The sequence below is a fragment of the Plantibacter sp. 2H11-2 genome (assembly GCF_050031945.1).
GTDB lineage: Bacteria > Actinomycetota > Actinomycetes > Actinomycetales > Microbacteriaceae > Plantibacter > Plantibacter auratus.
The window spans coordinates 194840-212219 of record NZ_JBNBBL010000002.1 but is presented as its reverse complement, the minus strand read 5'-3'; the positions used below and the strand labels follow the sequence as shown (position 1 = coordinate 212219).

The window sequence follows — 17380 nt, the reverse complement described above, 5'->3', positions numbered from 1 at the left end:
ACCTGATCAGCTCATGAACGGTCGCAGGTCCGGATAGCCGGTGGTCTGCCAGGCACCGTCGACGACGAGATTGTCGCCCGAGATGTACGACGCGTCGTCGCTCGCGAGGAACAGGGCGGCTGCGGCGATCTCCTCCGGCGCAGCGGCACGTCGGAGCGGGATGCGCTCGTCGTACGCGGCCTGCACACCGGGGATGTCGGTCAGCGACTTCGTCAACGGCGTCGCGACGAGACCCGGCGACACGGCGTTCACCCGGATGCCATGCTCACCGAGCTCGAGCGCCGCCTGCTTGGTCAACATGACCGCGCCGGCCTTCGACGCCGTGTAGCCGACACCGAAGTGCATGGGGACGAGCGAGTTGAGCGAAGCGATGTTGACGATCGACCCGGCCTTGCCCTCGGCGAGGAACTGACGGGCGGCGAGCCGAGTGCCGTTGAAGGCGCTGTAGAGGTTCAGTCGGACCGTGAAGTCCCAGTCCTCGAAGGAGATGTCGGTGATCGTCCCGGCGCGCGATCCACCGGCGACGTTGAAGAGCGTGTCGAGCGTGCCGAAGCGTTCGACGGTCTCGGCGACCAGCGCGGAGAAGTCAGCCTCGTCGGTCACGTCGGTGCGCCGACCCCACACGCGATCGCCGAAGGTCTCGGCGGCACGCGCGATGAGCTCGGCATTGATGTCCGCGACGACGACCGAGGCGCCCTCGGCGACCAGCCGTTCGGTGATCTTCGCCCCGATGCCGGACACGCCCCCGGTGACGATCGCGACCTTGCCGGCGAACCGGCCCTGGATTGATGCATTCGACATGATGCCGCTCCGTTCTGCTCACCGGCTCTGGCGAGCACCCCCCAGCATACGCATCTATCAGTCACATGTCAGATAGTTTCAGGCAGGCCTCAGCATGACGACGCCGGCCCCGGGACGACGTGTCCCAGGGCCGGCGTCAGGCAGCGGCCGAGTCCTACCGCGGCGACTGCTCGCGATCAGCGTCCGCCAGTTCACCGTCGCCACCCGAGGCCCGGTCGAACGCGGGTGCCCCGGTGGTCGAAGCAGGCACCTTGCCGCGCGCTGCGGCCTCGAGCGACTCCGCCTCGTCCCCGCCGACCGCCTCGCCGCGGGCGATGAGCCCGGCGACGTCGGACAGCGGGATCTGCTTGAGGAACAACGACAGCAGGAAGGCCGCGCCGATGAACGGCAGCAGGTACCAGAACACCGGGGCGAGAGCGTCGGCATAGGCGGTCACGACACCGTCGCGGATGCCCGGCGGAAGCTGGCTGAGCGTCTGCGGGTCGATCGTCGCCGCCGCATTGGAAGCGTCCCCCGCGCTGGCACCCGAACTCGCGAACACGTCCTTCAGGTTGGCCGTGAGGCGCGTGGTGAAGATCGTGCCGAACACGGCGACACCGAGCGACGCACCGACCTCGCGGAAGTAGTTGTTCGTGCTGGTCGCGGTTCCGACCATCGACGCGTCCACCGAGTTCTGGGCGACGAGCACGACGACCTGCATGATCAGGCCGAGACCGGCGCCGAAGAAGAACAGGAAGACGCAGATCAGCCAGATCGGGGTGTCCGCCGTGAGCGTCGTGAACGCGACCATCGAGGCGGCGGTGACGAGCGTGCCGATGACCGGGAACATCCGGTAGCGACCGGTCCTGGTGATCAGGTTCCCCGAGACGATCGAGGTTCCGATGAGGCCGACCATCATCGGGATCATGAGCAGGCCCGATGCGGCTGCCGAGGTGCCGGACGACATCTGGAGGAACGTCGGCACGAAGCCGATCGCCGAGAACATGCCGAGGCCGAGCGTGAGGCCGATCGCGGTCGCGTTGATGAACGTCGGGTTCTTGAAGAGCGACAGCGGGATGATCGGGTCCTTGGCGCGCGCCTCGGTGATGACGAAGAGCAGCGCGGCGAGCAGCATGCCGATGCCGAACATCCAGGTCTCGATGGCACCCCAACCGTGCGCAGCGTCGCCACCGAAGTCGGTGAAGAAGATGAGGCAGGTGGTGAACGCCGAGAGGAAGATCACGCCGAGGAGGTCGATCGGCGCGGTCGCCTTCTTGTTCGGCAACTTCAGCGTGAAGAACGCGATCGCGAAGGCGGCGATGCCGACCGGGATGTTGATGTAGAACGCCCACTGCCAGGTGAGGTGGTCGACGAAGAAGCCACCGAGGAGCGGGCCACCGACGGCGGAGAGACCGAAGACGGCGCCGAGCGGGCCGAGGTACTTGCCGCGCTCGGAGGCGGGCACGATGTCGGCGATGATCGCCTGCGACAGGATCATGAGGCCACCGCCACCGAGGCCCTGGACGGCTCGCCAGACGATGAGCTGCGTGAAGTCACCCGCGAACGCACAACCGACGGAGGCGATCGTGAACAGGGCGATCGCGACGAGGAAGAGGCGACGACGACCGAGGACGTCACCGAACTTGCCGTAGACGGGCATGACGATCGTGGTCGCCAGGAGGTAGGCGGTGGTGAGCCAGACCTGGTGGTCGACGCCGCCCAGCTGTCCGACGATCGTCGGCATGGCGGTGGAGACGATCGTCTGGTCGAGGCTGGAGAGCAGCATGCCCGCGATGAGGGCGGCGAAGATGATCCAGATGCGGCGCTTGGTGAGCAGCATCGGGCCCTCGGTGGGTGCGGCGGTGGCGGCGGTCACTGGAGGTCCTTTCGGGGGGTGGGGTTCGTGTGGGGATGCTGAGGCGCGGCGGCGGCGGGTCCGGCGTCGGCGGATTCGGGGTCGTCGGGCTCGAGGATGGCGCGATACGTCGCGAGGCAGTCGCGGATGGAGCCGACGATGTCGAACTCCCCGCCCTGGCCGATGTCGGCGACGCCGCTGCCGAAGACGCGCGCCATCGTCGTCTTGATCGCCATCCCGAAGAGGTCGGCGCAGGCGCGGGCACGCGGGTCGTCTGCCGGGACGCCTTCCCGCACGGCGATGAGCTCGACGAGCAGTTGCTCGCGCTCACGGTTGAGGCCCATGAACCGGACCAGCAACTTGGGTTCGCGCTCGAGGGCGGCGTGGAAGTCGACGTGCTCGGCCAGACCGAACCCGGACCGCTCCGCGTGGCCGGCCGCGATGAGCATGAAGTCGTCGAGCACGGCGCGCCACCCCCGCGAGCCGAGGGCGAGGAACTCGGTGGCGAACCGCTCGGTCTCCTCGGTCTCGTCGATGCCGAGGACGGCGTCCTCCTTGCTCGGGAAGTAGTTGAAGAAGGTGCGACGCGAGACGCCGACCTCCTCGCAGAGTTCCTCGATCGTGAAGCCGTTGAGCCCCTGTGCGGCCGTGAGTCGACGCGACACGGTCGTCAGGCGCGCGGCGGTGGCGGCCATCCGGTCGGACAGCCGATTCGTCGAAGTTGCACTCTGCATCACGAAGTGCAGTATTGCACTCTCCGAGCCGGGGTGCAACTCGGTGCACGAGCCGACTGGTCGGGCCTCACTAGAGTGAACGCATGGACCCTCGTCAGGCACGAACCCGCAGTGCCCTTCGCGACGCGATCCACACCCTCGCGGCGGCGAAGCGCATCGACCAGGTGACCGTTGCGGAAGTGTCCCGGGTGGCGGGGATCACCCGCGACACCTTCTACCGTCACGCCGCGACGCCGGTCCACCTGCTCGCTGACGTGCTCGGCGAGGAACTGGATGAGACGCTCCAGGCGCACGCCGATCTGCCGGCGCACAGCGACTCGACGCTGAGCGTCTTCGACGAGTCCGAACGCGACCTCCTGCGTCACGTCGCCGAGCACGCGACGATCTACCGCAACGCCATGCGCCCCCGGCTCATCGGACCCCTGCGTGACGCGCTCACCGAGCGGATCGAGCAGGCGCTCGCGCACCACCTCGACCGACACCCGCACATCGCCCCACCTCGCGAGGACGGCATCACGCCCGAGCGACACGTGCGGATGCTCGTGGCCTACGCCGGTGCCGGCACGGTCGCGGCGATCGAGGAGTGGCTCCGATCCGGTGACCTCGACGACATCGACGCCGCGGCCCGCACCGTCATCGCGGCCTCCCCCGCCTGGTGGCTCGGCCGCTCCTGACTTCGGCGCCTGGGCCTGGGCCTGACGCCAGCGCGGTGCGCTGACGCGAGCGCGGGTCCCTCACGTGAGCGCGCCCCTCCGGAGACCCGCGCTCAAGTCCTCCGGGGTGCGCTCACGCCAGCGCACCGCGCTGGCGAATAAGTCCGTTGCGCGGCATATGTCGGTGTAGGCATATCTGCTCTGTGGATAACCCTGGGCTGGAGTGTGGGTGCGCTTAGCGTCGAGGGATGCCCAAGACCCTGCTGCCTCGAACTGTTTCCACGCTGGCCTTCGTGTCAGGACTCCTCGGCCTGGTGGCCTGCACCGGCCCAGCGCCAGCCCTGTCACCGATGAGCACGCCTCCGGTCTTCGAGAACGAGGAGGAGGCTCTTGCGGCGGTGACAGAGATCTATCAACAGTTCCTCGACATCTCGAACACGATCCTCCATGAGGGAGGCGTCAATCCGGAGCGCATCGATGTGATCGCGTCCGCCGACGTCGCGGCGATCGAATACGAGGCCTACTCCCGAATGCGCGATGGCGGCTACAGCACCCGAGGAGATATAACTCTGTCCGGTGTCCAGGTCCGCGAGTTCTACAACTCGCCCGACTCAGTCGGAGTCGTCGCTCGAGCGTTTGCATGCGAGATCATCGGATCCGTCGAGATTTTGGATGCGAACGGTCAACCCCAACCGCAACCTGACCGCCTGCCCGCCATCGGATTCGAGATATCCCTCGGCGTTGACCCGGCAAGCTCCGGCCGCTTCCTCATCACGTCGAAGGATGCGGAAGAAGGTGCTTCATCATGCGCGTGAAGACGGCAATTGCAACGCTCGCCATGGCTCTCGTCGCGGGAATGACGATCACAATGGCCGCTCCTGGACCTGCGAGGGCCGCGAGTTGCGGGTCCGCGGATGCGATCTGGGGATGCGCTGGTAACGGCTCGGTCGACATCGGCGGCAGCGTCGAACGCCCTGGCACTGGCGGTGGTTCCGGCGGCGGAACGGGCGGAGGCGACGACGAAGGCGGCGGCTCAGCTGAGCTGCCGCCCGGGGTGACCGACGGGCCCAACGGAGAGCGGACGGTCTGCAGCCTCATGCGGCCGGACGAGTGCTACACCTTCACCCCCGGCGACCTCGGCACCGACCTCGAAGCAGCACCGGCGGCCCCCGTCACGATCCGCGACGTCGCCAGCTTCGCCCCCGCCGCACCCACCGTCACCACCGAACCCGCCGCCTGGGGAGTGCGCGGGCTCCACACCAACGTCATCGCAGCTGCTTCCGGACACACCCGCACCGGCACCCTCTTGGGCCAGGTCGCAGAGGTGAACTTCATCCCCGTCGGATTCACCTACGACTACAGCGACGGCGACACGACCACCACCCGGACCGGCGGATCCACGTGGGCTGCCCTCGGACTCGCGGAGTTCTCCAAGACCCCGACCAGCCACCGCTACACGACGGTCGGGACCAAGACCATCACCGTCGAGATCGAGTACGCCGCCGAGTACCGCATCGGCGACAGCGGGTGGCTGCCCGTCGTCGGAACCCTCTCGATCCCGACCGAAGAACCCCACACGGTCCAGATCGTCCGCAACTCGACCGTGGGCGTCGACAAACCCTGCCGCCCCGGCAAACCAGCCATCGGCTGCTGACCGCGTGACCGGAACCGTGCTCGAGCTCGGTCCCGATCAGATGAGCCCCTCGCGACCGCCCGACACCCAGTTCGGGTCGGCGGCCCGCGGACCGCTCACCTGGTCGGCATAGGTGTCGATCTCGGCTCGGATCTCGTCCGTCAGCTCCACCTGGAACGCCTCGAGGTTCGCGTGCAGGTGCGCGACGCTCCGGGTGCCGGGGATCGAGACGACCCGCGCGCCGAGCTGTTGTCCTCGGTCGTGCACCCAGGCGAGCGCGAGCGCCTCCGCGGTCGTCCCGATGCGGTGGGCGAGGGTGCGGAAGCGTGCGGCCAGTTCGAGGTTCGCCGCGAGGTGCTCGGGCTGGAAGCGCGGGAAGTTCGCTCGCGTCCCCCCGAGTGGCACCGTCTCGGCCGTGAAGTCCTCGGTGAACAGCCCGCGCGACAGCGGCGAGAACGCGACGACCGTCACGCCGAGCTCCGCCGCCATCGGGACCACGTAGGTCTCGATGTCGCGGCTGACGATGCTCCACTCGGACTGGATCGCGGCGATCGGGTGTACGGCATGCGCGCGGCGGAGTTCGTCGCCCGTCGCCTCGGACAGACCGATGCGGAGGACCTTGCCCGCGGTGACCAGTTCCGCGAGCGCCCCCACCGTCTCCTCGATCGGGATGTCGGGGTCGACGCGGTGCTGGTAGTAGAGGTCGAGGTGGTCGGTGCCGAGGCGGGTGAGCGTCCCGTCGATCTGCTCGTGGAGGTGGGCGCGGTCGCCACGGATCCCTCGTTTGCCGATGCCGCCGCCGGTGACGATGCCCACCTTGGACGCGAGGAAGACGTCATCGCGGCGCCCGGTCAGGTACCGGCCGAGGAGTTCCTCGCTCCGACCGTCGCCGTAGACGTTCGCGGTGTCGATGAGGTTCACGCCGCTCGCCAGGGTGGCGTCGAGGATCGTGGTGACATCGGCGTCGGCGATCGCCCCATAGGTGCCGGCGATGGACATCGCGCCGTACCCGATGGCGCCGACCTGCGCGGCGGTGTCGCCGACTCCGATCGTGGTCGAGGGCAGCGCGGTCGTGGTCGGCTCCGTGGCCAGGGGTGCTTCGCTCATGGATTCACCGTACGGCGTCAGGAGAGGTTGGACGTCCGGTTCGTCACGCGGTGCAACGTCAGACGCGCGAGCCGGCGCGGGCGGCGAGTGCCTGCAAGAGCGCGGCGGGTTCCTCGGGGTCGTCGACCGTGATCGCGAACTGCTTGCCCGAGGTGCTCGTGACGACGAGTCCGGGGCCGGAGCGCAGCACGACGGCCGAGCGGCCGGGCATGATCCGGTACCCCCAGCCGCCCCAGTCCATCGGGCGGATGTCGGTGGCCTCGACGACGTCGACCTGGTCGAGGGGGATGCGCTTCATCGGGATGCCGAAGAGCGAGACGACGCGGAGGCCGCGCCAGTCGACGCTCACGCGGAGCCGGATGAACGAGGCGCAGAGGAGGGTCGCGAGGGCGAGGATCGACAGACCGAACATCGCGACGCCCGACTCGCCGCCCAGCAGGATCGGCGTGTAGGCGACGGCGCCGATCGCGACGAGGGCGAGGGCGAGCCAGAGGAACAGCAGGGCTGTGACACTCCGGCTCCAGGCACCGACCTCGGTCTCGCCGAGGTCCATCGGCGCCGGTCGTGCAGCTGCACCGGCGAGCAGCGGCTGAGCCGGCAGGATCACGGCGGGGATCACACCCCAGAGCGAGCACGCGGCGAGCGGGACGACCCACCAGCCGAGGACGGCACCGTCGACCGATCCCGCCTGCACAGTGAGCCAGGTGGGGATGATCCACACGGACGCGGCCGACCCGGCGGCGATGCCGATGAAGAGGATGATCATGCGCTTGGTGCGCATGTCCGGCTTCGGCAGGGCGAGCAGGATGATGGCTGTGATCGCGGCGACGGACGCGATGATCAGCGTCACGAGGAAGACGCCCGCGGCGGGCAGGGAGTCATCCGGTGCCCCGGTGCCCGACCAGTGCGAGGCGACGTCGACGGGGATCGCATCGCCCCAGACGAGCCGGGTGAGTGCGATCGCGATCGCCGGGACGGCCATGGCGAAGCCGGCCAGGACGATTCGTCCGCGCGCTGGTGCTGCCGGTGGCGGTGTGGTGGTGGTTTCGTGCATGTGCTCCCCCTGAGCTGCTGAGGTGGTCTGATCGTCGGTGTCGTCGACTGACGGGGTCGTGCGGTTGGCGTCGGGGATCGTCAGGTGCGTTCGATCATCCGGCTGAGGTCCGTCGGCGAGATCCCGAACTTGCGTGCCTCGGTCACGAGCTGGGCGACGAGTTCGTTGACCCGGACGAGGCCCGGCGCTGCGTCCTCGTTCACCCACGCGCCGCGGCCCTGTCGCATCCCGATGAGTCCGTCGTCGCGGAGCTCTCCGTAGGCGCGGAGGACCGTGTGCATGTTGATCTGCAGTGCTCGGGCGAGGTCGCGGGCGGGCGGGAGGCGCTCCCCCGGTGCAAGCGCGCCCGTCGCGATGCCGGAGCGCACCTGCACCGCGATCTGCTCGGCGAGCGAGACCGCGGAGGTGGGATCGACGCGGAACAACATGTTTGCAATAGTACTAGAACAATGCCGTCCGCGCCCGCGACATCTGTGGGGTTGAGGTCCGGCGCGGTGCGCTGACGCGAATGTGCGCCACTCGGCGCGGGCGCACCCCACAACCGCGAGCGCGCCCCTCCAGAGACCAGCGCTCACGTCGGAGGCCCGCGCTCACGTCAGCGCACCGCGCTGGCCCAAGCCGCAGCAGAGGAAGGAGGACCGGTCAGAGCTCGACGACGTGGACGGCGATGTCCGCGGCCGCCAGGCGCTCGAGCTCGTCGGGGTCGGCGGAGGAGTCGGTCACGAGGTCGTGGATCTGCCCCAACTCGGCCATGCGCGCGAGCGTGACCCGCCCGACCTTCGAACCGTCGGCGACCACGATGACCCGCTGCGCGTGTAGCACCATCGCCAGGTTCGTCCGCGCCTCACGCTCGTCGTGCGTCGTCGCTCCACCCTGCGCACTGATGCCGTCGGTCCCGAGGATCGCTGTACCCACGTTGATCGCGCTGAAGGTGTTCTCGGCGAGCGCCCCCACCGCCTCGAACGACGAGGAGCGCACCAGGCCTCCCGTCATGATCACCTGCAGGTTCGGCCGGGAGGCGATCTCGGTCGCCGTGGTGAGCGAGTTCGTCACGATCGTCAGTTCCGCCCGGTTACTCAACTCCTTGGCGACCGCCGCCGTGGTGGTGCCACCACTCAGGGCGATCGCGTACGGTCCCGCGGGGATCATCTCCGCCGCGCGCAAGGCGATCCGACGCTTGGCCTCGCGGAACTGCGTGTCGCGGAACCGCACGGGCACCTCGTCGCGCGATTCCACCGCCCGAGCGCCACCGTGCGTCCGGAGGACGAGGCCCAGGTCGTCGAGGTCGGCGAGGTCGCGCCGGATCGTCGGGGCCGACACGTCGAGCCGGGTCGTGAGGTCGTCGATCGAGACGACGGCGTCCTCCGCCGCGAGGAGCGCGAGGATGGCGCGCATCCGCTGACTGCGTTTCCCGGACGGAGCGTGTCGCGAGAGCTCGGCTGCGGTCGGTCCTCCCACGGCGAACCCTTCCCTCGTCGCCGACGGCTCTGCTCAGCGAAAGTGATCATTTCAATCGATTTCCGATCAAGTTCTTGCTCGGTTCGATCACTGTAGTCGATGATCACTCCATGACACGAGTGACTTTCATCGGGGCGGGCAGCGTCGTCTTCACCCGCCAACTCATCGCCGACCTCCTCCGCTACCGCGACCTCGCCGGCCTCGAGATCGTCCTGCACGACATCGACCCCGAACGCCTCGCCGTGGCCGAGGGCACCGCCCGCCACGTCGACGAACGCCTCGACGGCCGGGCGACGATCTCGGCGGAGTCCGACCGTCGTCGCGCCCTCGCCGGTGCGGACTTCGTGATCAACATGGTCCAGGTCGGCGGCATCCACGCGACCGTCTCCGACCTCGAGATCCCAGCGGCCCGCGGTCTCCTGCAGACCATCGGCGACACCACCGGCGTCGGCGGCGTCTTCCGCGCCCTCCGCACCTTCCCGCTGCTCTCGGCGCTGACCGCCGACATGCGGGAGATCTGCCCGGACGCCCACCTCCTGAACTACACCAACCCGATGGCGATGAACATCTGGTGGGCGTCGGTCGTCGCCCCCGACATCAGCGCGATCGGCCTCTGCCACAGCGTGTTCTGGACGGTGAACGACCTCTGCGAGCTCGTCGGCGTGCCGATCGAGGGCACGAGCTACCGAGCCGCCGGAGTCAACCACCAGTCGTGGTTGCTCGAGTGGACCCACGAGGGCCGCGACCTCTACCCGGCCCTGCGCGACCGCATCCGCGAGGACCCGGAGCTCAGCCGCCGCGTGCGCGTCGAGATGTTCCGCCGCATCGGCTACTACCCCACCGAGACGAGTGAGCACTCCTCCGAGTACCTGTCGTGGTTCCTCCGCTCCCCCGAGCAGGTCGAGCGTTTCCGCCTCCAGCCACTCGAGTACCTCGGCATCAGCGAGGAGAACGTCGCGGAGTTCGAGGCGACGAAGGCCGCCCTCGCGGCCGGGACCCCGCTGACGCTCGAGGACGAGGCGAGCGAGTACGCGCCGCAGCTCATCCACTCGCTCGTGACCGACACACCGCGACTCATCCACGGGAACGTCGTCAACCGCGGCCTCATCGACAACCTGCCGCAGGGTGCCGTCGTCGAGGTCCCGGTCCAGGTCGACGGGAACGGCATCGCTCCGCAGCCCATGGGCGCCCTGCCCGTGCAGTGCGCCGCGCTCAACCGCCCGTACGTCTCCGTCGCCGAGCTGACGATCGAGGCCGCCCGCACCGGCAACCCGACGCTCATCCGGCAGGCGGTCCTCATGGACCCGAACGCCTCGTCCACCCTCACGCCCGAGCAGATCTGGGAGCTGTGCAACGACCTCGTCGCCGCGCACGGCGAGCTGCTGCCGGAGCCGCTGCGGGAGATCATCCCCGCCGACCGCATCTGACCGACCCGACGCACCGCCGAACCGATTCCTTCCCGAACGATCGACACAGGAGACGACCACCGATGTTCCCACCCCGTTCCACGATCCACGCTTCCACCTCACCGCACGCCCGCCGCGCACGTCGCCTCATCACCGCGACCGCCGTCCTCGCCGTCGGAGCGCTCGCGCTCTCCGGGTGCGCCGGCGGATCCTCCGGTGCCACGACGCTCGACAAGGACGCGAAGGTGAAACTCACCTTCTGGACCGGGCAGGCCGACGCCGCGCAGCAGATCCTCACCGGCCTCGTCGACGACTTCGAGAAGCTGCACCCCAACGTGACCATCGACGTGTCCTCGGGCGCGCCGTCCACGGAGGACCTCCTGCAGAAGCTCTCCGCGAGCTTCGCGGGCGGCAACTACCCCGACGTCTCGTACGCCTTCGGCTCCTGGGCGAGCCGACTCGAGGCGTCCGGCCGCACCCTCGACATCACCGACCAGGTGGCCGAGCCCGACGTCAAGTGGGACGAGTTCTCCGAGGCGGCCCGCAAGACGGTGCAGCCGACCGGTGAGAAGACGATCGGCTTCCCCGCCGTGGTCGACAACATCTCCCTCCTCTACAACACGACCGTGTTCGATGCGGCCGGCGTCGACTACCCCACGGCCGACTGGACCTGGGACGACTTCCGCGAGGCGTCGAAGCAGCTCACCGACCCGGCGACGAACACCTACGGCTACGCGTACTCGGTGTCGGGCAGCGAGGAGACGACCTGGCAGTTCTGGCCGCACCTCTGGCAGAACGGTGGATCGATCATCTCCGACGACGCCAAGACGGCCGAGTTCGCCTCGGATGCAGGCGTCGACGCACTGACCTTCCTCCGCGACATGGCGGTCGAGGACAAGAGCGTCTACCTCGACCAGACCGACACGAAGTTCGGCGACCTGTTCGCCAGCGACCGCATCGGCATGATCACCTCTGGCCCGTGGCAGCTGTCGACGCTGCAAACGAAGGGCACGAAGTACGGCGTCACCGTCCTCCCCGGCACCGACGGCGACCACCAGACCGTCTCCGGCCCCGACGTCTGGGCGCTCTTCGACCACAAGGACAAGAACCGCGAGTACTGGGCGTACGAGTTCACGAAGTGGCTCACCGACTCGGAGCAGGACCTCAAGTGGAACGTCGCTTACGGCAACCTCCCGCTGCGCTCGAGCGAGATCGACACCCCCGAGTTCCAGGCGCAGGTGGCTCAGCTGCCCGGCCTCGACGTGATGGCCGAGAACGGCGTCAACGCCAAGCAGGCCCGCCCGACGGTGCCCGGCTACGTCGGGCTGTCGGAGGCCATCGGCAAGGCGATCTCCTCGGTGCTGCAGGGCCAGGGCGATCCGAAGCAAGCGCTCGAGGACGCCGCGAAGACCGCCGACGACGCCCTGGCGGAGGACTGATGTCCACGGTCGCCGGACGCGACACACGTCCATCGACGGAGCCGAAGCCGGAGCGTGCCGAGCGCGCTCCGGCCCGGCCCCGCCGTTCCGGACGACGGTTCCGCGACAGCCTCACCGGCTGGGGCTTCGTCGCCCCGGCGATGCTCATCGTGCTGGGCCTGTCGATCTTCCCCGCGATCTGGGCGTTCTTCCTGTCGCTCCAGAAGTGGGACGGGTTCAGCGAGCCGGAGCAGGTCGGGCTGGAGAACTACGCCAGCATGATCGGCAACGACGAGCTGCAGGCGGCCGTCGTCCACACGGTCGTCTACACACTGCTGTTCGTCCCGGCGTCGCTCGGACTCGGACTCTTCCTCGCCGTCGCGCTCAACCGCCGGATCCGCTTCATCGGTGTCTACCGCACGGCGATCTTCGTCCCCTTCGTCGCCTCCGCCGCCGCGACCGGCATCCTCACGACCTACCTCTTCAACCCGCAGTTCGGGCTCCTCAACACCGTGTTCCGGTTCCTCGGACTCCCGGCGCAGGGCTGGCTCGAAGACCAGGGGCAGGCGATGGTCGTCATCACGATCATGTCGCTCTGGGGGCAGGCCGCGTTCACGACCGTCATCTACCTGGCGGCACTGCAGGACATCCCCTCCGAACTGCTCGAGGCGGCACGGATCGACGGTGCGAACGCCTGGCAGTCGTTCTGGCGCATCACCTTCCCGCAGCTCGGGCCGGTCACCGTGTTCGTCGCCATCTGGCAGTTCATCCAGGCGATTCAGCTGTTCGACCTCGTGTACACCACCACGAGGGGCGGCCCGCTCGGCGCCACCCAGACGATCGTGTTCTACCTCTGGGACGCGGCGTTCAAGCAGTTGCAGTTCGGGTACGGCTCCGCGGTCGCCTACGGGCTGTTCGTGGTGACACTCATCGCCACGATCGGTGTCGTCCTGTACTCCCGCCGTTCCAACGTGGAGGCATTCTGATGACCGTCCTGACCACCCCACCACGCGGCGACGCCGCCACCGGCAAGTCGTCCGTGACCGCTCCGCCCGCCGAACGACGCACGCGTCGGCGGTTCAGCCCCTGGCATCTCGTGCTCGCCCCGATCGCGATCATCTTCGCCATCCCGTTCGTGCAGATGTTCATCACCTCGGTGACGCCGGAGTCGGAGATCAACACCTATCCGCCCCGCATCCTCCCCTCGCACATCACCTTCGACGGGTTCGCGAAGCTCTTCTCCGAGTCGAACATCCTGCTCTGGCTCGGCAACACGGTCATCGTGTCGACGGTCGCGGTCCTGTCCCACCTCGTGCTCTGCTCGCTCGCCGGCTACGGGTTCGCGCGCCTGAAGTTCCGGGGCAAGACGATGGGCTTCCTCATGATCGTCGCGACGATCATGATCCCGACGCAGCTGCTCATGATCCCGACCTACATCCTGTTCTCCCGGATCGGGCTCATCGACAGCCTCGGGGCGGCGATCGTGCCGTGGCTGGCGTCCGCGTTCGGCATCTTCCTCATGAGGCAGTTCTTCCTGTCGCTGCCGGCGGAGCTCGAGGAGGCCGCGCTCATCGACGGCTGCACCCGCCTGCAGGTGTTCTTCCGGGTGATCCTGCCGCTCGCGAAGCCCGCGCTGGCGACGCTCGCGATCTTCACCCTGTTGGGCTCGTGGAACGACCTCGTCTGGCCGCTCATCGCGATCAACAACGACCAGGCCTTCACGCTGCAGCTCGGCATCACGAACTTCCAGGGCGCGCGCCGCACGGACTGGGCGCTCCTCATGGCCGGCAACGTCGTCGCCACGCTCCCGCTGATCGTGTTCTTCCTCTTCGCCCAGAAGCAGTTCGTGGCGACCATGACCTTCTCAGGCCTCAAGGGGTAGGCACCGATCCCGGCATGGCAGGATCACGTCCATCGCCGCGCGCGTCGAACGCTCAACCAACATCGCTACCTCGCAACTCCCCCTCATCATCTCGACCCACCCCAGGAGCAACCCGTGTCCATCACCACCATCGTCGGTTCGGAAGCCACCGTCCGCGAGATCACCCAGCAGCCCGACGTCTGGCTCGAGGCGTCGACGGGGATCGCCGCCCGCCGCGAGGAGATCGACGCGTTCCTCGCACCGCTCCTGGCACGACCCGAGCTGCGTGTCGTCCTGACCGGGGCGGGGACCTCGGCCTTCATCGGCGAGATCGCGGCACCGGCCCTGACCCGGACGCTCCGTCGCCGGATCGACGCCGTCGCGACCACCGACATCGTCTCCAACCCGCGGGAGTCGTTCGCCGAGGACGTCCCGCTGCTCCTCGTGTCGTTCGCCCGCTCCGGCAACAGCCCGGAGAGCGTGGCCGCGACGGAACTCGCCGACCAGTCGCTCGCCGAGGTGCACCACCTGGTGATCACGTGCGACGAGACCGGCGAGCTGTACCGACGCCACCACGACCGCGCCTCGTCGCTCACCGTCCTCATGCCCCTGCGGTCGAACGACGAGGGCTTCGCGATGACGTCGAGCTTCAGCTCGATGCTGCTCTCGGTCCTCCTCATCCTCGGCGGCGCTGACGACGCCGCGGTGCAGACGCTCGCGGCCGGAGCGACGACGATCCTCGACCAGCGCGAGGTGGACATCCGCGCGCTCGCCAACGAGGGGTGCGAACGCGTCGTCTACATCGGCAGCGGCCCGCTCACCGGTCTGGCCCGCGAGTCGGCGCTCAAGTTGCTCGAACTGACCGCCGGACGGATCGTCACCTACTACGACTCGGCGCTCGGGTTCCGTCACGGACCGAAGGCGGTCGTCGACGACAGCACGCTCGTCGTCGTCTACCTGTCGTCCGACCCGTACACGCGGCGGTACGACCTCGACATCGTCACCGAACTGCGCGCCACGCTGTCGCCGGAACGCGTGATCGCGATCTCCTCCGAGCCGGTCGCCGACGCCACGGCGTACGACTGGGTGCTGCCCGAGCTCGCCGGCCTCGACGACGCGCAGCTTGCGATCGGCTACGTGCTCGTCGCCCAGCTGCTCGGCCTGTCGTACTCGCTCCAGCTCGGCGCGACGCCCGACAACCCGTTCCCGAGCGGCACGGTGAACCGCGTCGTGCAGGGCGTCCGGATCCACGAGTTCGACGGCGGCGTCGACGCTCGGAGTGTCGCCGCTCAGCTGCAGGCGCAGTAGTCGTGGCGCGGTACCTCGGCGTCGACGGCGGCGGGTCGAAGACGGCCTTCGTGTTGCTCGACGACGCCGGACGGGTGCTCGCGGAAGTGAGGACGGCGAGCTGCTACTACTTCGACGAGGGGATCGAGCTGGTCGGTCGCATCCTCATCGAGGGTGTCTCGGAGGTGTGCCGGCAGGCGGGTGTCACGACCGCCGACATCGATCAGGCCTTCTTCGGTCTGCCCGGGTACGGCGAGGTGAGTTCCGACATCGCCCACCTCGATGCGCTGCCGCGCGACGTGCTCGGTCATGACCGGTTCTCCTGCGACAACGACATGGTGTGCGGGTGGGCCGGATCGCTCGGCGCCGTCGATGGGATCAACGTGATCAGCGGCACGGGCTCCATGACGTACGGCGAGCGCCGTGGCCGCGGGCACCGGGTCGGCGGGTGGAGCGAACTGTTCGGCGACGAAGGCTCGGCGTACTGGATCGCCGCCCGGGGCTTGAACGCCTTCACGCGGATGAGCGATGGTCGCCTGCCGCGCGGTCCGCTCGTCGACCTCGTGCGGGCGAGGGTCGGGATCACGAGCGACCTCGATGTGATCGACGTCGTCATGAACCGCTGGAAGGGTCAGCGCGGCCGGATCGCGGATCTCGCGAAGACGGTCGTCGCTGCGGCCGAGCAGGGTGACGAGGTCGCGGCGCGGATCCTGGCCGACGCGAGCGGGGAGCTGGCGGAGATCGTCGAGACGACCCGCGTGGAGCTCGGTTTCAGCGGCGACGAGGTCGTTCCGGTGTCGTACTCGGGCGGGGTGTTCTCCGCTGAGCCGGTGCGGTCGGGTTTCGAGCAGGCCATCGCGGCGCTGCCCGCCCGGTACGAACTCCGGACCCCGCTCTTGGGTCCGGCGATCGGCGCCGCACTGTACGCCGCGAAGCGCGCCGGGTCGCCGCTCTCGCCCCAGGCGCTCGAAGTGCTGCGCTCCCGGTAGCCCGCTCCTCCGCCCGCCGTCGCCTTGGGCCAGCGCGGTGCGCTGACGCGACCGCGGGTCTGACGCGTGAGCGCGGGTCTCCGGAGGGTCGCGCTCGCGCGCGCGGGGTGCGGTCACGCCGGTTGTGCAGCGGTCACGCCGGTTATGCAGCAGTCACGCCGGGTACACCACCCTCGCGTCAGCGCACCGCGCTGGCAGCTTCCCGGGGTAGGGCACTTGACCCTCACGCGGCGTGAGACTTTAGCGTCGTCACCATGACGATCACGATCCTCGACACCGCCAGCGGTATGCGTTCCGTCCTCGACGCGCCGGAAGCCGAACGACCAGCGCGACTCCGCGCCATGCTCGAGCCCGTCGCCGACATGTACCGGTACTTCCCCGGCGAGGTCGACCTGCTCGCCATGCACACGATGGGCTCGGGTTTCCCGATCGATCGGAGCCGGGATCGGGTCGTCGACGGCCTCGACCGGCTCGTCGCGGCGGACGCGTGGGGACGGATCTCGCGGGCACTCGACGCGGCGGTCGCCACCCAGCTCGCGGCGGTGCCGACCCTCGTCGTCCCCGACATCACCGTCCTGCTCGTCCTCGGCGACCCCGACGACACCTACTTCATGGAGTCGATCCGCGGATTCATCGGCAACGGCAGCGCGACCGGGTTCATCTCCCTCATCCTCTGGCCGACGGAGGAGAACCTCGCGCGCCTCGAGGCGGCCGCCGTCCACGAACTCAACCACAATCTGCGATACGCGCCGGGCGGGGTGGTGTGGGATCCGGCGGCCGTCGTGGTCGGTGAGCAGGTGGTGTCGGAGGGGCTCGCGGACGCGTTCGCCCGGCAGTTGCACGGACCGTCCGGCTACACGCCGATCGGTGTCGCGCACCTCGACGACGACGCGGTGTTCGACCGGGTCGTCGAGGGTCTCGACGTCGGCGGGATGCAGCACTTCGTCTCGTGGGTGCACGGTGACGAAGCCGCGCTGCGATACGGGGGCGAGCCGGTCGGTCTGCCGATGGGTGCCGGGTATGCAGCGGGCAACCGCCTCGTCGACGCGTACCTGTTAGCGACGGGGACGACCGCCGCGGAGGCGCTACACGTTCCGAGCGCGACGATCATCGAGGTGGCACTCCGCGAGCTGGGCTGAGGCGGA

17 protein-coding genes are annotated in these 17380 nt (G+C 68.8%); 10 read left to right on the top strand and 7 right to left on the bottom strand.

Annotation, left to right across the window (positions count from 1 at the left end; all coding sequences use genetic code 11):
- Window positions 1-6: 6 nt before the first annotated feature.
- From ACQG07_RS05335 to ACQG07_RS05325, 3 genes are all read right to left on the bottom strand, one after another.
- Window positions 7-801, bottom strand: coding sequence for an SDR family NAD(P)-dependent oxidoreductase (locus ACQG07_RS05335; RefSeq protein ID WP_124767452.1), 795 nt, complete (start codon window positions 799-801; stop codon window positions 7-9).
- A 154-nt stretch (window positions 802-955) separates the two neighbouring features.
- Entirely contained in the window at window positions 956-2620 is a 1665-nt protein-coding gene (locus tag ACQG07_RS05330) for an MDR family MFS transporter (RefSeq protein WP_426737954.1), read from the bottom strand.
- A gap of 32 nt (window positions 2621-2652) precedes the next feature.
- Window positions 2653-3369, bottom strand: a complete 717-nt coding sequence (locus ACQG07_RS05325) for a TetR/AcrR family transcriptional regulator (RefSeq protein WP_137244018.1) — start codon at window positions 3367-3369, stop codon at window positions 2653-2655.
- Window positions 3370-3452: 83 nt separating this feature from the next.
- Here ACQG07_RS05325 and ACQG07_RS05320 point away from each other — a divergent pair, with 83 nt between their 5' ends.
- From ACQG07_RS05320 to ACQG07_RS05310, 3 genes are all read left to right on the top strand, one after another.
- A complete protein-coding gene (locus tag ACQG07_RS05320; protein ID WP_191941863.1) occupies window positions 3453-4043 on the top strand; it encodes a TetR/AcrR family transcriptional regulator in 591 nt (196 codons plus the stop codon).
- A 227-nt stretch (window positions 4044-4270) separates the two neighbouring features.
- The gene (locus ACQG07_RS05315; RefSeq protein WP_426737674.1) at window positions 4271-4837 is read left to right on the top strand and encodes a hypothetical protein; all 567 of its coding nucleotides are present in this window, start codon (window positions 4271-4273) and stop codon (window positions 4835-4837) included.
- Between the two features lie 281 nt (window positions 4838-5118).
- Window positions 5119-5676: a PKD domain-containing protein gene (locus tag ACQG07_RS05310; RefSeq protein ID WP_426737673.1), complete on the top strand. Its 558-nt coding sequence runs from the start codon at window positions 5119-5121 to the stop codon at window positions 5674-5676.
- Window positions 5677-5712: 36 nt separating this feature from the next.
- Here the strand turns inward: ACQG07_RS05310 and ACQG07_RS05305 are convergent, their stop codons facing one another.
- The 4 genes from ACQG07_RS05305 to ACQG07_RS05290 form a co-directional block, all read right to left on the bottom strand.
- Window positions 5713-6762 carry an aldo/keto reductase gene (locus ACQG07_RS05305; RefSeq protein ID WP_426737672.1) on the bottom strand — a complete coding sequence of 350 codons (1050 nt, stop codon included), beginning with the start codon at window positions 6760-6762 and terminating at the stop codon, window positions 5713-5715.
- A 58-nt stretch (window positions 6763-6820) separates the two neighbouring features.
- On the bottom strand, window positions 6821-7816 hold the full coding sequence (locus tag ACQG07_RS05300) for a hypothetical protein (protein WP_426737671.1): 996 nt from the start codon (window positions 7814-7816) through the stop codon (window positions 6821-6823).
- Window positions 7817-7896: 80 nt separating this feature from the next.
- On the bottom strand, window positions 7897-8244 hold the full coding sequence (locus ACQG07_RS05295; protein WP_137244023.1) for a GntR family transcriptional regulator: 348 nt from the start codon (window positions 8242-8244) through the stop codon (window positions 7897-7899).
- A gap of 214 nt (window positions 8245-8458) precedes the next feature.
- On the bottom strand, window positions 8459-9211 hold the full coding sequence (locus tag ACQG07_RS05290; RefSeq protein WP_192006045.1) for a DeoR/GlpR family DNA-binding transcription regulator: 753 nt from the start codon (window positions 9209-9211) through the stop codon (window positions 8459-8461).
- Between the two features lie 173 nt (window positions 9212-9384).
- Here ACQG07_RS05290 and ACQG07_RS05285 point away from each other — a divergent pair, with 173 nt between their 5' ends.
- The 7 genes from ACQG07_RS05285 (at window position 9385) to ACQG07_RS05255 (ending at window position 17374) form a co-directional block, all read left to right on the top strand.
- Window positions 9385-10701 carry an alpha-glucosidase/alpha-galactosidase gene (locus ACQG07_RS05285; protein ID WP_426737670.1) on the top strand — a complete coding sequence of 439 codons (1317 nt, stop codon included), beginning with the start codon at window positions 9385-9387 and terminating at the stop codon, window positions 10699-10701.
- Between the two features lie 62 nt (window positions 10702-10763).
- The gene (locus tag ACQG07_RS05280) at window positions 10764-12119 is read left to right on the top strand and encodes an ABC transporter substrate-binding protein (RefSeq protein ID WP_079706575.1); all 1356 of its coding nucleotides are present in this window, start codon (window positions 10764-10766) and stop codon (window positions 12117-12119) included.
- Entirely contained in the window at window positions 12119-13084 is a 966-nt protein-coding gene (locus ACQG07_RS05275; RefSeq protein WP_085513883.1) for a carbohydrate ABC transporter permease, read from the top strand. Before ACQG07_RS05280 ends, ACQG07_RS05275 begins: the two co-directional genes overlap by 1 nt.
- Window positions 13084-13980, top strand: coding sequence for a carbohydrate ABC transporter permease (locus ACQG07_RS05270; RefSeq protein ID WP_202939352.1), 897 nt, complete (start codon window positions 13084-13086; stop codon window positions 13978-13980). The genes ACQG07_RS05275 and ACQG07_RS05270 overlap by 1 nt, the downstream gene beginning before the upstream one ends.
- A 114-nt stretch (window positions 13981-14094) precedes the next feature.
- Entirely contained in the window at window positions 14095-15267 is a 1173-nt protein-coding gene (locus ACQG07_RS05265; RefSeq protein ID WP_426737669.1) for an SIS domain-containing protein, read from the top strand.
- A gap of 2 nt (window positions 15268-15269) precedes the next feature.
- The gene (locus ACQG07_RS05260) at window positions 15270-16235 is read left to right on the top strand and encodes an N-acetylglucosamine kinase (protein WP_426737668.1); all 966 of its coding nucleotides are present in this window, start codon (window positions 15270-15272) and stop codon (window positions 16233-16235) included.
- Window positions 16236-16489: 254 nt separating this feature from the next.
- Window positions 16490-17374, top strand: coding sequence for a DUF2268 domain-containing protein (locus ACQG07_RS05255; protein ID WP_426737667.1), 885 nt, complete (start codon window positions 16490-16492; stop codon window positions 17372-17374).
- Window positions 17375-17380: the final 6 nt, after the last annotated feature.

Excerpts from the sequence above, each read along its gene's own strand:
- ACQG07_RS05320 (WP_191941863.1), top strand. The coding sequence starts at position 3,453 with ATGGACCCTCGTCAGGCACGAACCCGCAGTGCCCTTCGCGACGCGATC.
- ACQG07_RS05315 (WP_426737674.1), top strand. The coding sequence starts at position 4,271 with ATGCCCAAGACCCTGCTGCCTCGAACTGTTTCCACGCTGGCCTTCGTG.
- ACQG07_RS05295 (WP_137244023.1), bottom strand. The coding sequence starts at position 8,244 with ATGTTGTTCCGCGTCGATCCCACCTCCGCGGTCTCGCTCGCCGAGCAG.
- ACQG07_RS05310 (WP_426737673.1), top strand. The coding sequence starts at position 5,119 with ATGCGGCCGGACGAGTGCTACACCTTCACCCCCGGCGACCTCGGCACC.
- ACQG07_RS05280 (WP_079706575.1), top strand. The coding sequence starts at position 10,764 with ATGTTCCCACCCCGTTCCACGATCCACGCTTCCACCTCACCGCACGCC.
- ACQG07_RS05270 (WP_202939352.1), top strand. The coding sequence starts at position 13,084 with ATGACCGTCCTGACCACCCCACCACGCGGCGACGCCGCCACCGGCAAG.
- ACQG07_RS05305 (WP_426737672.1), bottom strand. The coding sequence starts at position 6,762 with ATGAGCGAAGCACCCCTGGCCACGGAGCCGACCACGACCGCGCTGCCC.
- ACQG07_RS05325 (WP_137244018.1), bottom strand. The coding sequence starts at position 3,369 with ATGCAGAGTGCAACTTCGACGAATCGGCTGTCCGACCGGATGGCCGCC.
- ACQG07_RS05300 (WP_426737671.1), bottom strand. The coding sequence starts at position 7,816 with ATGCACGAAACCACCACCACACCGCCACCGGCAGCACCAGCGCGCGGA.
- ACQG07_RS05255 (WP_426737667.1), top strand. The coding sequence starts at position 16,490 with ATGACGATCACGATCCTCGACACCGCCAGCGGTATGCGTTCCGTCCTC.
- ACQG07_RS05285 (WP_426737670.1), top strand. The coding sequence starts at position 9,385 with ATGACACGAGTGACTTTCATCGGGGCGGGCAGCGTCGTCTTCACCCGC.
- ACQG07_RS05275 (WP_085513883.1), top strand. The coding sequence starts at position 12,119 with ATGTCCACGGTCGCCGGACGCGACACACGTCCATCGACGGAGCCGAAG.
- ACQG07_RS05335 (WP_124767452.1), bottom strand. The coding sequence starts at position 801 with ATGTCGAATGCATCAATCCAGGGCCGGTTCGCCGGCAAGGTCGCGATC.
- ACQG07_RS05330 (WP_426737954.1), bottom strand. The coding sequence starts at position 2,620 with ATGCTGCTCACCAAGCGCCGCATCTGGATCATCTTCGCCGCCCTCATC.
- ACQG07_RS05290 (WP_192006045.1), bottom strand. The coding sequence starts at position 9,211 with ATGCGCGCCATCCTCGCGCTCCTCGCGGCGGAGGACGCCGTCGTCTCG.